Annotated in this window: 11 protein-coding genes and 1 tRNA gene; 10 read left to right on the forward strand and 2 right to left on the reverse strand. The window is 35.7% G+C overall.

What is annotated here, in order from left to right; translation table 11 throughout:
* Positions 1-86 precede the first annotated feature (86 nt).
* A tRNA-Gln gene (locus tag NNL09_RS10965) sits at positions 87-159 on the forward strand.
* Positions 160-213: 54 nt separating this feature from the next.
* Here NNL09_RS10965 and NNL09_RS10970 read toward each other — a convergent pair.
* The gene (locus NNL09_RS10970; protein WP_231389262.1) at positions 214-1047 is read right to left on the reverse strand and encodes a universal stress protein; all 834 of its coding nucleotides are present in this window, start codon (positions 1045-1047) and stop codon (positions 214-216) included.
* 188 nt (positions 1048-1235) lie between these two features.
* Between NNL09_RS10970 and rimP the strand changes: the two genes are divergently transcribed.
* The 3 genes from rimP to infB are packed head-to-tail and all read left to right on the forward strand — an operon-like array spanning position 1236 to position 5850.
* Positions 1236-1736 (forward strand): ribosome assembly cofactor RimP, encoded by a 501-nt coding sequence (rimP, locus tag NNL09_RS10975; protein ID WP_231389261.1) that lies wholly within the window; start codon positions 1236-1238, stop codon positions 1734-1736.
* 15 nt (positions 1737-1751) lie between these two features.
* Positions 1752-2984, forward strand: coding sequence for a transcription termination factor NusA (nusA, locus tag NNL09_RS10980; RefSeq protein ID WP_074409706.1), 1233 nt, complete (start codon positions 1752-1754; stop codon positions 2982-2984).
* A gap of 43 nt (positions 2985-3027) precedes the next feature.
* Entirely contained in the window at positions 3028-5850 is a 2823-nt protein-coding gene (gene infB / locus NNL09_RS10985) for a translation initiation factor IF-2 (RefSeq protein WP_196911104.1), read from the forward strand.
* Positions 5851-5927: 77 nt separating this feature from the next.
* Here the strand turns inward: infB and NNL09_RS10990 are convergent, their stop codons facing one another.
* On the reverse strand, positions 5928-6392 hold the full coding sequence (locus tag NNL09_RS10990; RefSeq protein ID WP_196911103.1) for an SPOR domain-containing protein: 465 nt from the start codon (positions 6390-6392) through the stop codon (positions 5928-5930).
* Positions 6393-6614: 222 nt separating this feature from the next.
* On the opposite strand from NNL09_RS10990, the gene NNL09_RS10995 reads away from it, so the two are divergent.
* From NNL09_RS10995 to NNL09_RS11020, 6 genes are read left to right on the forward strand one after another with little or no spacing between them, the layout of a single operon-like run.
* Entirely contained in the window at positions 6615-7937 is a 1323-nt protein-coding gene (locus tag NNL09_RS10995; RefSeq protein WP_025666877.1) for a c-type cytochrome, read from the forward strand.
* Between the two features lie 59 nt (positions 7938-7996).
* Positions 7997-11131 carry a TAT-variant-translocated molybdopterin oxidoreductase gene (locus NNL09_RS11000; RefSeq protein WP_196911102.1) on the forward strand — a complete coding sequence of 1045 codons (3135 nt, stop codon included), beginning with the start codon at positions 7997-7999 and terminating at the stop codon, positions 11129-11131.
* A gap of 34 nt (positions 11132-11165) precedes the next feature.
* Positions 11166-12902: an NrfD/PsrC family molybdoenzyme membrane anchor subunit gene (gene nrfD, locus NNL09_RS11005; protein ID WP_025666875.1), complete on the forward strand. Its 1737-nt coding sequence runs from the start codon at positions 11166-11168 to the stop codon at positions 12900-12902.
* 4 nt (positions 12903-12906) lie between these two features.
* A complete protein-coding gene (locus NNL09_RS11010) occupies positions 12907-13446 on the forward strand; it encodes a DUF3341 domain-containing protein (RefSeq protein ID WP_025666874.1) in 540 nt (179 codons plus the stop codon).
* A 5-nt stretch (positions 13447-13451) separates the two neighbouring features.
* Complete coding sequence (locus NNL09_RS11015) at positions 13452-14105, forward strand: cytochrome c (RefSeq protein WP_025666873.1); 654 nt, start codon at positions 13452-13454, stop codon at positions 14103-14105.
* Positions 14106-14146: 41 nt separating this feature from the next.
* Positions 14147-15478, forward strand: a complete 1332-nt coding sequence (locus NNL09_RS11020; protein WP_025666872.1) for a hypothetical protein — start codon at positions 14147-14149, stop codon at positions 15476-15478.
* The last annotated feature ends 8 nt before the right edge of the window (positions 15479-15486 follow it).

A 15486-nucleotide genomic window follows, 5' to 3' on the forward strand; every position in this document is an offset into this window, starting at 1 on the left:
ATAGATTATTGATTTAGTAGAATAAATTTTAAAAAATGTTTGCAGAGCCAAAAGAAAATTTTAAATTTGCACCCGCAAACACATATTGGCCTATGGTGTAACTGGCAACACGTCTGGTTTTGGTCCAGAAGAGTCTAGGTTCGAGCCCTAGTAGGCCAACAAAAAAGGAGCAAATTTATTTGCTCCTTTTTTATTTTTAGCAGTATATGGCTATTAAATTTTAAAAGTGAGTACTGGTCTTTTTGCATGATTTACAACGTCTTCCCCTAAGCTTCCGTTAATAAAGTGTGATATTCCTTTTCTGCCATGAGTGCTAATGCCGATCATACCTGCATTGATAGAGTCGGCAAAATTAAGTATTCCTTTTTCTACGGTATTGTCGTTATAGATGTTTAAACTATACCCTTCTATGGCTAGATTAGAGATCATATTATTCATTTTTTCTTCGGTTTCATAAGTGGTTTTAAATCCATTAGCTGTATTTATCCATACTAAATGAAGTTTTGCTTGAATTGATTTAGAAAAATCGTGTGCTGCTAAAAGACATGGTTTATCTTCATCATCAAAATTTGTAGCATATACAAAGTCATTAATTTCAAAAATATCACAATCTTCTTTGATAACTAATACTGGTTTTTTTGATGTTCGCACCACTTTTTCCGCATTAGAACCTATAAATAATTCTTCAAAACCAGTAGAGCCATGAGACCCCATGATGATGATGTCTATATTGTTTTTGGTGCTCGAATTAATAATCCCATGCAATACGTCTTCAAAATTTACAGTCTCAATGACATCAATATCTTTTAAATAATCCTGATTTAGTACTTCTTCAAATTTTTTATGGGTTTGTTTCATAAAAAAAACGGCCTCTGGTGCAGGTCCTGGTGCTCCAGAAGACATTAAATCTGTAAGATGCATAGGGAGTTCTAAAATATGTAACAGATAGATTTTGGCATTATTTTTTTTCGCTATTTGAGCGGCTACTTTTAGTGCGCTTTCGGCTTGTTTAGAAAAATCTGTTGGAACTAGTATACTTTTAATCATAATACTGCTTTTTTGAAATATGTTATTCGTTTATCACTTTGAATTTAGAACATATTGATGGTTATATGGTTTAAGTAAGAAGCTGTTTGTATAGTATATCTTAAATTTACGAATAAATTCATTCTTAGCGATATTTTGTATATAAGATATTATTACTATCTTTGCACCGTTGAAATTAAAAAACCAGGATGAGGGGACGAGAAGTCCCCTCTTTTTATCTATTTATGTCATTAAAAGACAAAGTTCAGAATTTATTAGAGGGGGCACTTCAAGAAAATCCGTCCTTATTTCTAATTGAAAGTAAAATTCATCCCGACAATAGTATTGAAATTATTATTGATGGTGATAATGGTGTGAAAGTAGAAGATTGTATTGCTGTAAGCAGGGCAATTGAGCACAATTTAGATAGAGAAGAAGAAGACTTCTCTCTTCAGGTGATGTCTTCTGGCGTTTCTGAAGGTCTGAAACATGTTCGGCAATACAAAAAGAATGTGGGTAGAAAACTTAAGGTAAAAACAACCGAAGAAACGATCGAAGGAGAGCTGATCTCGGCGACCGAAGATGCAGTTGTCTTAACGTGGAAAACACGGGAGCCTAAACCAGTAGGTAAAGGTAAAGTAACCGTTACTAAAGAAGCTAATATAGCTTATGAAAATATTGTAGAAGCAAAAGTTATGATAACATTTTAATTATAATATATTGATATGGAAAATATCGCATTAATAGAATCATTTTCAGAATTCAAGGATGATAAATTTATAGATCGTGTTACTTTAATGTCGATCTTAGAAGATGTATTTAGAAATGCTCTAAAGAAGAAGTTTGGTAGTGATGACAATTTCGATATCATTATAAATCCTGATAAGGGAGATTTAGAAATTTGGAGAAACCGTATTGTAGTAGGAGATGGAGAGGTTGAAGATGGTAATCAAGAAATATCACTAACTGAAGCACAAAAAATAGAGCCTGATTTTGAGGTAGGTGAAGACGTATCAGAAGAAGTTAAGCTTATAGATTTAGGAAGACGTTCTATATTGGCATTGCGCCAGAATTTGATTTCTAAAATCCATGAACACGACAATACTAATATTTATAAACAGTTTAAAGAATTAGAAGGAGAGATTTATACTGCAGAGGTTCATCATATTCGTCATAGAGCGATTATAATGTTGGATGACGAAGGTAATGAGATTATATTGCCTAAGGATAGACAGATACCTTCTGATTTTTTTAGGAAAGGAGAAAATGTACGAGGAGTAATCGAATCTGTAGAGCTTAAAGGTAATAAACCATCTATTGTTATGTCTAGAACATCACCTCTGTTTTTAGAGAAATTGTTCGAATCAGAAATACCAGAAGTGTTTGATGGATTAATTACAGTTAAAAAAGTAGTTAGAATTCCTGGAGAAAAAGCAAAAGTTGCTGTAGATTCGTATGATGACAGAATTGATCCTGTAGGAGCATGTGTTGGTATGAAAGGTTCTCGTATACATGGTATCGTAAGAGAATTGGGTAATGAAAATATTGATGTTATTAATTATACAAATAATTTACAATTATTTATTACCAGAGCGTTAAGTCCTGCGAAAGTAACTTCTATAAAGATTAATGAAGAGACCAGTCGAGCAGAAGTAATGCTAAGACCAGAAGAGGTTTCTAAAGCTATTGGTCGAGGAGGTCATAATATTAGATTGGCAGGGCAATTAACAGGTTATGAGATAGATGTATTTAGAGAAGGTGTAGAAGAAGATGTAGAGCTTACAGAGTTTTCTGATGAAATCGACTCATGGATTATTGAAGAATTTTCTAAAATTGGTTTGGATACAGCAAAGAGTATTTTAGAACAGGATATTAGTGATTTAGTAAAGCGAACTGACCTTGAAGAAGAGACAGTAAGCGAAGTGATTAGAATATTAAAATCTGAATTTGAAGATTAATAATCACAATTAATTATATTTGAGCATTAAATAAAAGGCATTTATGGCTGAAGCAGGAACAATGAGACTAAATAAAGTATTACGCGAATTCAATATCTCGCTAGATCGGGCTGTTGACTTTTTGAACTCAAAAGGTCATGAGATAGATGCGCGTCCTACTACAAAAATTTCTTCGGAGATTTATCAGCTCTTGTTTGATGAATTTCAAACGGATAAGAGTAAAAAAGTAGCTTCAAAGGAAGTCGGGGAAGAAAAGAAGAAAGAGAAAGAAGCGTTGCGAGTGCAGATCGAAAATGAACAGGAAGAAAAACGTAAACGTGCAGAAGCTCGTGAAGTTGTGAAAGCCAAAGCTCAATTAAGTGGACCTAAGCAAGTAGGTAAGATTGAACTGGAAGGAGGAAAGCAAGAAGATAATACTGCAAAGCCCGAAGAAAAAGTAGTTGAAGCTCCTAAGGTAGAGAAGGTAGAAGAAAAGGTAAAAGAAAAGGAAGAGGCAAAAAGCAAAACTCCAGAAGTAGTTTCAAATAGACCTCAGAAAAAAGGAATTAAAATAACGCGACAAGCGCCAAAAGAAATAAAAGAAGATAAACCTGTAGAGCCTGTTGTGAGCAAAGATAAGCCTGAAACTCCAGCGCCAGAAGTGGAAGCTGAGGTTTCTGTAGAACCAGAGAAGGTTAAAACTCAATATAAGAAATTAGATGGCCCTAATTTCACAGGTCAGAAAATTGATTTAACTCAATTTAAAAAACCTGCTAAAAAGAAAGAAGATAAATCTGATAAGAAATCTTCGAATGCAGGTGATGCAGCAAAAAAACGCCGACGAAGAATTAGTAAAGAAGGAGGTGGTTCTCAAGGATCTGGTGGCGGTAGACCAGGAGGTCAGTCTGGTGGTGGTAACCGAGGTGGAAATAGAGGAAGAGGACCTGCAAAAGGTAAACGACCTGCTATTGTAAAAGAAGAGCCAAGTGAAGAAGAAGTGCAAAAACAAGTACGAGAAACTCTTGAAAAATTACAAGGAAAATCTAATAAGTCAAAAGCGGCTAAATATCGTAGAGATAAGAGAGATCAGCATCGTCAGAAAGCAGAAGATGATGTAGCACAACAAGAACAAGAAAGTAAAGTACTTAAGGTAACAGAATTTGTTACAGCTTCTGAGGTTGCTACGATGATGAGTGTGCCAACCACCGATATTATTTCGGCTTGTATGTCATTAGGAATAATGGTGACAATGAATCAGCGTTTAGATGCAGAGACTCTTTCTATTGTAGCAGATGAATTTGGTTATGAAGTTAATTTTGTAACTGCAGATATCGAGGAATCTATAGAAGAAATTGTAGATGCTCCCGAGGATTTAGAAGAAAGAGCACCAATTGTAACTGTAATGGGACATGTTGATCATGGTAAAACATCTCTACTTGATTATATTCGAGAAGAAAATGTAATAGCTGGTGAGAGTGGTGGGATTACCCAGCATATCGGAGCCTATGGAGTGCAGTTAGAAAATGGACAGAAAATAGCGTTTTTAGATACACCTGGTCACGAAGCATTTACCGCAATGCGTGCACGTGGTGCGCAGGTAACAGATTTAGCTATTATTGTAATTGCTGCAGATGATGATGTGATGCCGCAGACCAAAGAAGCGATTAGTCATGCTCAGGCAGCAGGAGTTCCTATTGTGTTTGCTATTAATAAAGTAGATAGGCAAGAAGCAAATCCTGAAAAGATAAAAGAAAAACTAGCTTCTATGAATTTATTAGTAGAAGATTGGGGAGGAAAAATCCAATCCCATGATATTTCTGCTAAAACTGGATTAGGGGTTAAAGAATTACTTGAAAAAGTACTTCTTGAAGCTGAGATACTAGAACTTAAAGCAAATCCGAATCGATTAGCGTCGGGTACAGTTGTAGAAGCGTTTTTAGATAAAGGGCGTGGTTATGTGTCTACTATTTTAGTACAAACAGGTACGCTTAAAATAGGAGATTATGTTCTTGCAGGTAAAAATAGCGGTAAGATTAAGGCGATGCAGGATGAACGAGGAAATAGTGTAAAAGAGGCAGGGCCTTCTACACCAGTTTCAATCCTTGGATTAGATGGTGCTCCACAAGCGGGAGATAAGTTTAGTGTATTAGAAGATGAGAGAGAAGCTAAAGATATTGCTTCAAAACGAGCACAATTACATAGAGAACAATCTGTGCGTACACAACGACATATTACACTAGATGAGATCGGACGTCGAATTGCCTTAGGAGACTTTAAAGAGCTTAATATTATTCTTAAAGGAGATGTTGATGGTTCTGTAGAGGCGTTAACAGATTCGTTCCAGAAATTGTCTACAGAAGAAATTCATGTAAATATCATTCATAAAGCAGTAGGAGCAATTACAGAAAGTGATGTGTTGCTGGCATCTGCATCTGATGCTATTATTATTGGATTTAATGTTAGACCAGCTGGTAATGCCAGACAAGTTGCAGATAAAGAAGAAATTGATATCAGAACATATTCGATTATCTATGATGCTATTAATGATCTTAAAGATGCAATGGAAGGAATGCTTTCTCCGGTAATGAAAGAAGAAGTTACAGGAACTGCAGAAATTAGAGAAACATTTAAGATCTCTAAAGTTGGTACAATTGCAGGATGTATGGTTCTTACAGGTAAGCTTTTCCGAAATTCTGGTGTACGCTTGATTCGAGAAGGTGTTGTAGTGTATACAGGTGAGTTTGCTTCTTTAAAAAGATTTAAAGATGATGTAAAAGAAGTAGCAAAAGGATATGACTGTGGTCTGCAAATTAAGAATTATAATGATATTAAAGAAGGTGATATAGTAGAGGCTTATCAAGAAGTAGCCGTAAAGAAGAAGCTATAAGATCTAGGATAATTTAGTAAATAATAAAACCCGATGTGAAAACATCGGGTTTTATTATTTATGAATAAGAAGAATCTTTATTTTTTTTCTGGTCTAAATATGAATGCATTAGGGAATTTGGTGTGCACTTCTTTTAATGCTCTGTCGGCTTCAAGCCTTGTGCGATAGTTTCCCATCCATACTTTGTAATTAGGTGTTTCCCATTGGATCGACGAACTCCATTTTGGAAAAGCTTCTTTTGAGGCTCTTATTATTTCATTTGCCTTATTTAAATTACCATAATATAACTGAATCTTGTAGCGATCACTAAATTCTCCATCTTTTTCCATCTTAGATTTTATATCAAGAAGTATTTTTATTCGTGGATCTTGATTGATAGTTACAGACGCTTCTGGTTGTGGTAATATGTTTACGGGTACAAAATCGGGCTGATTTGGAGTTTCAGGAGTAATATTTGTGGTATCCTGAGCGGTTAAAGTGCTGGTAATTATAAGGTAAAAACCAAACAGAAAAATATGGTTTGTGGTGTTTAACATTCTCATTACAAATTGATTTGATGCAAAGGTAAAGTTTAATAACTCAAAATCATTAAAAAATATTATTTAGAATTGTTATAAATTAAGAGTTAACGGTTCTCTAACATTTCTAAAATCGACTAATTATAGTACTTTTGTCGTCGAATTAAAAGTGCCGGTTTTATATCTTTTTTAAGATATTAATGAAAAAACCATACCAAAATTAAGACGATAATTCTACTTGATAATATGAAACAGGTGAAACACCGAAATTCAGCCTCTAAAATCCTAATCCTAGGAACTGTTTTTTTATTTACTTTTTTTAACCCTGTCTTTGGGCAGGATGAAGCGGCTGTTGATAACGCTGCTGTAACTGAAGCTTCGTCTGGAGGAGATGTCGCTAAGGGAGAAGAGTTGTTTAAATCACTTTGTGCAGCTTGTCATAAGCGGTATAAAAAAGCAGTTGGTCCTGCTCTTTTTGGAGTTGCTGATAAGTATGACAGAGCATGGTTATATTCATGGATAAAGAATAGTGCAGCTATGGTCGCTTCTGGTGATGCGCAAGCTGTTGCTGTTTTCGAAGAGTATAACAAAACTGCAATGAATGCTTTTCCGCAGTTAACAGATGGTGATATTGATAATATTTTGGCCTATGTAATGGAGCCTAAAGCAGATCCGCCTGCACCTGTTCCAGGAAGCGATACTGCTTCTGGAGGTGGTGGAAACTCAGGGGTTTCTTCTAATGTGATTTTAGCAATATTAGCACTAGTATTTTTGATGCTGGTTGTGGTTTTATTCCTTGTTAATAAGACACTAAGAAGCTTTGCAGAAGCTAATAATGTAGAGTTGCCACAAGCAGAAGAAAGAACCCCAATCTGGAAAGCATTTATTCAAAACCAATTCTTGGTTATGGTTACTGCCATTTTCTTATTACTTGCGAGCGGTTACTTTGTATATGGATACTTTATGCAGATAGGAGTTGATCAAGGATATCAGCCTGTTCAACCAATACACTATTCTCATAAAATTCATGCTGGTGATAATAAGATAGAATGTAAATATTGTCACTCTTCTGCAAGAGTTAGTAAGACATCGGGGATTCCTTCTCTTAATGTTTGTATGAACTGTCATAAGTCTATTAGTGAGGTAGCTGATGCTACTGCAACAGAAGAATACTCTAAAGAATTCTATGATGGTGAGATTCAAAAGTTATACAAAGCGGTAGGTTGGGATACTAATACACAAGCATATACTGGTGATACTCAGCCTGTAAAATGGGTTCGTATTCATAACCTTCCTGATTTTGCATACTTTAATCACTCTCAGCACGTAAGTGTTGCAGGAATAGAGTGCCAGACATGTCATGGTCCGGTAGAGGAAATGGAAATTATGTATCAGTATGCTCCGCTTACTATGGGGTGGTGTGTTAATTGTCATAGAGAGACCAATGTGAAAATTGCTGATAACAAGTATTATGAGAAAATTCATAAAGAACTTTCTAAAAAATATGGTGTAGACCAATTGACAGCTGCTCAAATGGGTGGTCTGGAATGTGGTAAATGTCATTATTAATAATAAAACAATTGTTTTTCGTAAACGGAAGAATAGTAAGAAGCTAATATCAATTATATATGTCATCAAACAAGAAATACTGGAAAAGTGTTGAAGAGCTAAACGAAAACAGCTCTATTGTTGAGACGCTACAACAAAACGAATTCGTTAAGGAAATTCCTACGGATGAGTTTTTAGGTGATAAGTCATCGTTAGAGAATTCGTCGACCACTCGTCGTGATTTTCTTAAATATGTAGGTTTTAGTACAGCAGCTGCTTCATTGGCAGCATGTGAAGGCCCTGTTAAAAAATCAATACCATATGTAGTTCAACCAGATAGAATAGTACCTGGTGTTGCTAACTATTATGCAACTACAATTGCAGATGGGTATGATTTTGCAAGTGTTTTAATTAAAACCAGAGAAGGTCGACCTATAAAAGTAGAAAATAACAATCTGGCTAAATCTAATTGCGATGCTAATGCGAGAGTACATGCTTCAGTATTATCATTGTATGATAGTTCTCGTCTTCAGGGACCTAGAAAAGGTAATGAAAATGTTGATTGGGATGTCTTAGATAAAGAAGTAAGTGCAAAGTTAAATAGCCTTGGAGGTAAACAAATTGTTTTGTTAACCCAAACATTTGCTAGCCCGTCTACATCAAAGTTAATTTCAGAATTTAAAGCAAAATATCAAAACGTTAAACACGTAGTATATGATGCTATTTCTAATAGTGAAGCTCTAGATGCATATCAAATGATGTATGGTGAAAGAGCACTTGCAGATTATGATTTTTCTAAAGCGAATACGGTAGTAAGTATTGCAGCAGACTTTTTAGGAGATTGGCAAGGAGGAGGATATGATGGTGCATATGCAAAAGGACGTATTCCTAAAAACGGAAAAATGTCTAAGCATATTCAGTTTGAAGCAAACATGTCTTTAACAGGAGCTAATGCAGATAAAAGGATACAAGTTACTCCATCACAACAGAAACAAGTACTTGCTGCTCTGTATAAATATGTAACAGGATCTGGTTCTAAAGGGGCTTTAGATTCTAAGCTAGATGCAGAAGTGGTTAAAGCTGCAAAAGAGATCCAAAAAGCAGGAAGTAATGCTTTAGTCGTTACAGGAATTCAGGATGTTGATGCACAATTGGTAGTTTTAGAAATCAATAAAGCAATCCAAAGTAAAGCCTTTAATAAAAATACTCCACGTACAATACGTCAAGGAGATGCTAAGGCAGTTGCTCAATTGGTGAAAGATATGAATGCAGGACGTGTAGGAGGTCTGTTAATTGCTGGCGTTAATCCAGTATATTCATTACCAAATGCAAATGAGTTTAAAAGCGGCCTTGAAAAAGTAGATATATCTGTAGCATTTAGTATGCATAATGATGCTACGGCAGAATTATGTAATTATGTAGCAACAACGCCTCACTATTTAGAATCTTGGGGAGATATCGAACTAAAAAGAGGAAGCTATAGTTTAATGCAGCCTACGATCAGACCTTTGTTTGATACAAGACAATTTCAAGAAACATTATTAAAATGGACTGGTAATTCATCTACCTACCATGATTATATAAAAAGCGCATGGACGGGTATTCTTGGAGGTACTTCCTGGAATCAAGCTCTTCATGATGGAGTATTGGTAAAACCAATACTTCCAAAACAAGAATTGGTAGATGCACTTGAAGCACCAGAAGGAGATGTGGCTGATATAGAAGCTGCTCCAGTACCAACTTCGGCAGGACCAGATGTTGGTGCCGCATCGAGAAGACTTTCTGTTGCGAAATCAAATGGAATAGAACTTACATTATATACAAAAATAGCATTAGGAGATGGCCAACAGGCTAATAACCCTTGGCTACAAGAAATGCCTGACCCTATTACCAGAGCATCTTGGGATAACTACTTAACAGTTTCTAGAGCAGATGCTGCTGAGCTAGGATTAACCAACGAAAATGTTGCAAATGGAGCCTTAAATGGGAGTTATGCAAATATTTCAGTTCAAGGAAGCGAGTCTATAAAAGTTCCGGTAATTATTCAACCTGGGCAAGCCAAAGGTTCTGTTGGATTGGCTTTAGGATATGGTAAGTCAAAAGGGATTAAAGAAGATATGATAGTAGGAGTAAATGCCTACTCTTTATATCAAAACCTTAATACCGTACAAAACGTTTCAATTACGGCTGCAGAAGGAGTGCATGAGTTTGCTTGTGTACAATTACATAATACATTAATGGGTCGTGGTGATATTGTAAAAGAAACGACTCTCGAAATATTCAATACAAAAGATAAGCACGAATGGAATGCAATTCCTGAAGTGAGTAAAAATCATATAGAATATGAGGTTACTTCTCCAGAAGTTGATCTTTGGGATGAATTTGATCGTTCTGTAGGACATCATTTTAATCTTTCTATAGATTTAAATGCTTGTACAGGATGTGGTGCCTGTGTTATTGCTTGTCACGCAGAGAATAATGTACCTGTAGTTGGTAAATCAGAAGTACGTAGATCTAGAGATATGCATTGGTTACGTATTGATAGATATTATTCTTCACAAGATAGTTTTGAAGGTGATAATGACAAGAAAGATAATATTGCCGGTTTAGGAAGCTCTTTATCTGAGTTTGGTGAGATGGAAAATCCATCAGATAATCCTCAGGTAGTGTTCCAACCAGTAATGTGCCAGCACTGTAACCACGCTCCATGTGAGACTGTATGTCCTGTTGCTGCTACATCACATGGTAGACAAGGACAAAACCATATGGCATATAATCGTTGTGTAGGTACACGATACTGTGCCAATAACTGTCCATACAAAGTACGTAGATTCAACTGGTTCTTATATAACAATAATGACGAGTTTGATTACTATATGAATAATGATTTAGGTAGAATGGTACTTAATCCTGATGTTACTGTGCGTTCTAGAGGGGTTATGGAAAAATGTTCTTTCTGTATCCAATCGACACAAGCTATTATACTGAAAGCTAAACGAGAAGGAAGATTAGTAGCTGCAGGCGAATTTAATGATGCATGTGCTTGCTCTGCTGCTTGTTCATCGGGAGCAATGCGTTTTGGAGATGTTAATGAAGAGGGAAGCGTAATTTCAGAATTAGTAAAAGATGACAGAGCTTATCATTTATTAGAACATGTTGGAACAAAACCTAATGTTGTGTATCAAACAAAAGTAAGAAACACTACAGAAGCTTAATTAACTAATTAAAGAATCAATTCAATTATAAAGGATTATGTCTCATTACGAAGCACCTATAAGAAAACCTTTAGTAACCGGTGATAAAACATACCATGATGTAACATTGGATGTTGTGGCAGCGGTAGAAGGAAAAGCAAATAAATCTTGGTGGATTGTCTTTTCTATTTCACTTATTGCTTTCCTTTGGGGGATAGGGTGTATTATTTACACAATATCTACAGGAATAGGAACCTGGGGATTAAACAAAACAGTAGGATGGGCCTGGGATATCACCAACTTTGTTTGGTGGGTAGGTATTGGTCACGCCGGAACCTTGATTTCTGCAGTACTACTGTTATTTCGTCAGAAGTGGAGAATGGCAATTAACCGTTCTGCAGAAGCGATGACGATTTTTGCCGTTATTCAAGCAGGATTATTCCCGATTATTCACATGGGACGTCCTTGGTTGGCATATTGGGTATTACCAATACCAAACCAGTTTGGATCACTATGGGTAAACTTTAACTCGCCATTACTATGGGATGTATTTGCAATCTCTACGTACCTTTCTGTATCACTGGTATTCTGGTGGACTGGATTGTTACCGGATTTCGCAATGATTAGAGACCGAGCGATAACTCCATTTACAAAAAAAATATATGGCCTTCTATCTTTTGGATGGAGTGGAAGAGCAAAAGACTGGCAACGTTTTGAAGAAGTATCTTTAGTACTTGCAGGTTTAGCTACACCATTAGTACTTTCTGTACATACTATTGTATCATTTGATTTTGCTACTTCAGTAATCCCAGGATGGCATACCACAATATTTCCACCATATTTTGTGGCTGGAGCGGTTTTTTCTGGATTCGCTATGGTGAATACGCTTCTTATTATAATGAGAAAAGTATCAAACCTAGAAAACTATATCACTATTTTACATATAGAATTGATGAATATTGTCATCATGATTACTGGTTCTATTGTTGGTGTTGCCTATATAACAGAGCTATTTGTAGCTTGGTATTCTGGAGTTGAATACGAACAATATGCGTTCCTTAACAGAGCAACAGGACCGTATTGGTGGGCATATTGGGCGATGATGACATGTAACGTGTTCTCACCTCAGTTTATGTGGTTCCCAAAATTAAGAAGAAGTATAATGTTCTCTTTCTTTATCTCTATTGTAGTAAACATAGGAATGTGGTTTGAACGTTTTGTGATCATTGTAACATCACTTCATAGAGATTATTTACCATCATCATGGACAATGTTCTCTCCTACCTTTGTAGATATAGGAATATTTATAGGAACAATTGGATTCTTCTTTGTCTTATTCTTATTATACTCTCGTACGTTCCCTGTAATAGCACAGGCAGAAGTAAAATCAATTCTGAAATCTTCTGGAGAAAAATATAAGAAACTAAGAGAAGCCGGAAAAGATCACAGAGATGAGTTACCTAAAGGTAAAGCAGAAGTGGTAAAAGAAAAATCCGCAAAGAAAAAGACTGAAACCAAAGTAGAAGCAAGTGAAGAAGATATCAATAACCTATTGGGGAACCTTGGGACATTTGATCCGTCAACACAAACTGCAGATGATCTTAAAAAAGTTAACGGTATCGGACCAGTAATGGAAAAGAAACTTAATGAGATCGGAATATTTACTTTTGATCAAGTAAGTAAAATGACCGAAACTGAGTACGATTTATTAGATAATATCACTGGATCATTCCCTGGTAGAGCACAACGCGATGATTGGGCTGGTCAGGCAGAAAAACTTAAAAATAACTAGAAGTATGGCATCAAAAGTTATACATGCATTATATATAGACGACGATATCCTGATGGATGCTGTCAAGAAAGTTCGTGCAGAGCACTATCATATCGAAGAGGTATACACGCCTTTTCCGGTTCATGGACTAGATAAAGCAATGGGATTACCTCATACCCGATTAGCAATTACATCCTTTATGTATGGTTGTGTTGGACTTACGGTAGCAATCTTGATGATGAATTATATCATGATCGAAGATTGGCCTCAAGACATTGGAGGTAAACCTAGTTTTAGCTATATCGAAAACATGCCATCCTTTGTTCCGATTATGTTTGAGCTTACCGTGTTCTTTGCAGCCCATTTAATGGTAATTACTTTTTACATGAGAAGTAAATTATGGCCATTTAAAAAAGCCGAAAATCCTGATGTAAGAACTACAGATGATCATTTCTTAATGGAAGTAGATGCAGGGAATCACGATGTTGATCAACTTGCTAGCTTTTTGGGTGATACCGGAGCAGTAGAAATTAAAGTAATAGATAAGGAAGAAGATAACCATTAGTAATAATGAAGAATACTATAAAAATATTAGCAACGGCAGTAGTGATGATTTGCGTTGTTTCTTGTAAAAAAGATTCAAAACCTAATTATCAATTTATGCCTAATATGTATGAACCGTTAAGTTATGAAACTTATGGTGACTACGGTATTTTTCCTGGCGGTCAGGAAGCCATGTTACCTGCCGAAGGCTCAATACCAAGAGGATGGATGCCATATGATTTTGAAAATTCACAAGAAGGTTACTTACTTGCTAAGGACACTTTGAAGAACCCAATCCGATATACAAAAGAAAATGAAGATGCTGGAAAAGAATTGTATGATATCTATTGTGCAATTTGCCATGGAGGAAAAGGAGATGGAAAAGGACCTTTGGTACAAAGAGAAAAGATTTTAGGAGTTCCTAGTTACGATGATATAGGTAGAGCAATTACAGAAGGAAGTATTTATCATGTAATGTATTACGGAATCAACTCTATGGGGTCGTATGCATCCCAAACTAATGAGCATGAACGTTGGCAGATTGTTCAATACGTACAGAAGTTAAAGGCTGACCTTGAAGGGAAAACCCCTCGAATAGATACAGATGCTGCTCCTACCGTTGTAGAAACAAAAGTAGAAGAACATCCTGAATCAACAGAAGATCATAGTAACGCACACTAGTGCACTAGTAAAAAAGTTAAGAATAACGATATTATAAAGATATGTATACGCTATCAAATAGATTAAGATTATTTTCTATCATCCTTATGGTTGTAGGTCTTGTAGGTCTTATTATTGGATTTGGACAAAGACCTGGGTCTGTAGAAGAGGTAAAAGAAATGATGGCAGCGCACGACGCTCATGGAGGTGGTCATGGTGAATCACAAGTAGCAGAGAGCAGTCATGGTAATCAAGGACACGGAGAAGAAGATGCTCATGGAGGAGATGCACACTATGAACATGTATTACACCAATTACAAAATAAGCCTTGGGCTTCATTATATGTAGCAGCATTCTTCTTTTTTATGATAGCACTTGGAGTATTGGCATTTTATGCAATACAATTTGCATCACAAGCAGGATGGTCTCCAGTACTTTTTAGAGTAATGGAAGCAATAACAGCATATTTGGTGCCAGGAGGAATTATCCTTTTTGTAATTTTAGCATTATCAGGATTCCATGTTAATCATTTGTTTGTATGGGCGGATCCAGAAGTTGTAGCTCATGATGCATTACTTCAAGGAAAATCTGGCTGGTTAAATAGCTGGGGATTCATTATCAGAGCTGTTATCTTTTTAGGAGGATGGTTACTATATCGTCATTTCGCTGTTAAATATTCAAGAAAGCAGGATGAAGATACAGAAGGGAATAAATGGTATAAAAAGAGCTTTAAGATATCTGCAGGATTCTTAGTATTTTTTATCTATACAGAATCTATGGCATCTTGGGATTGGATTATGAGTTTTGATCCACACTGGTTCAGTACCTTATTTGGATGGTATGTATTTGCAAGTTTATTTGTTTCTGGTATTACTACGATCGCTTTAATAAGTATTTACTTAAAATCTAAAGGATATTTAGAATTTGTAAATAATAGTCATATTCATGACCTGGCTAAGTTTATGTTTGGTATCAGTATCTTCTGGACATATCTTTGGTTCTCTCAGTTTATGTTGATATGGTATTCTAATATACCAGAAGAGGTAACTTATTTTATTACTCGTATTGAGGATTATAAACTTCCATTTTTTGGAATGTTAGTAATGAATTTTATTTTCCCAATACTGGTGTTAATGAATAGTGATTTTAAACGTGTGAACTGGTTTGTTGTAATGGCAGGTATTGTTATTCTTTGTGGTCATTATATCGATGTTTATAACATGATAATGCCTGCAACAGTTGGCGAATCATGGTTTATAGGTATTAGTGAAATAAGTGCTGTGTCATTGTTTTTAGGACTATTTTTATTTGTAGTGTTTAGAGCATTAACTAAAGCTCCATTATTGCCTAAAGGAAACCCTTATATAGAGGAAAGTAAACATTTCCATTATTAAAATTTGAA

Source organism: Aquimarina sp. EL_43, assembly GCF_943422735.1.
In the GTDB taxonomy this organism is placed as follows: Bacteria; Bacteroidota; Bacteroidia; order Flavobacteriales; family Flavobacteriaceae; genus Aquimarina; species Aquimarina megaterium.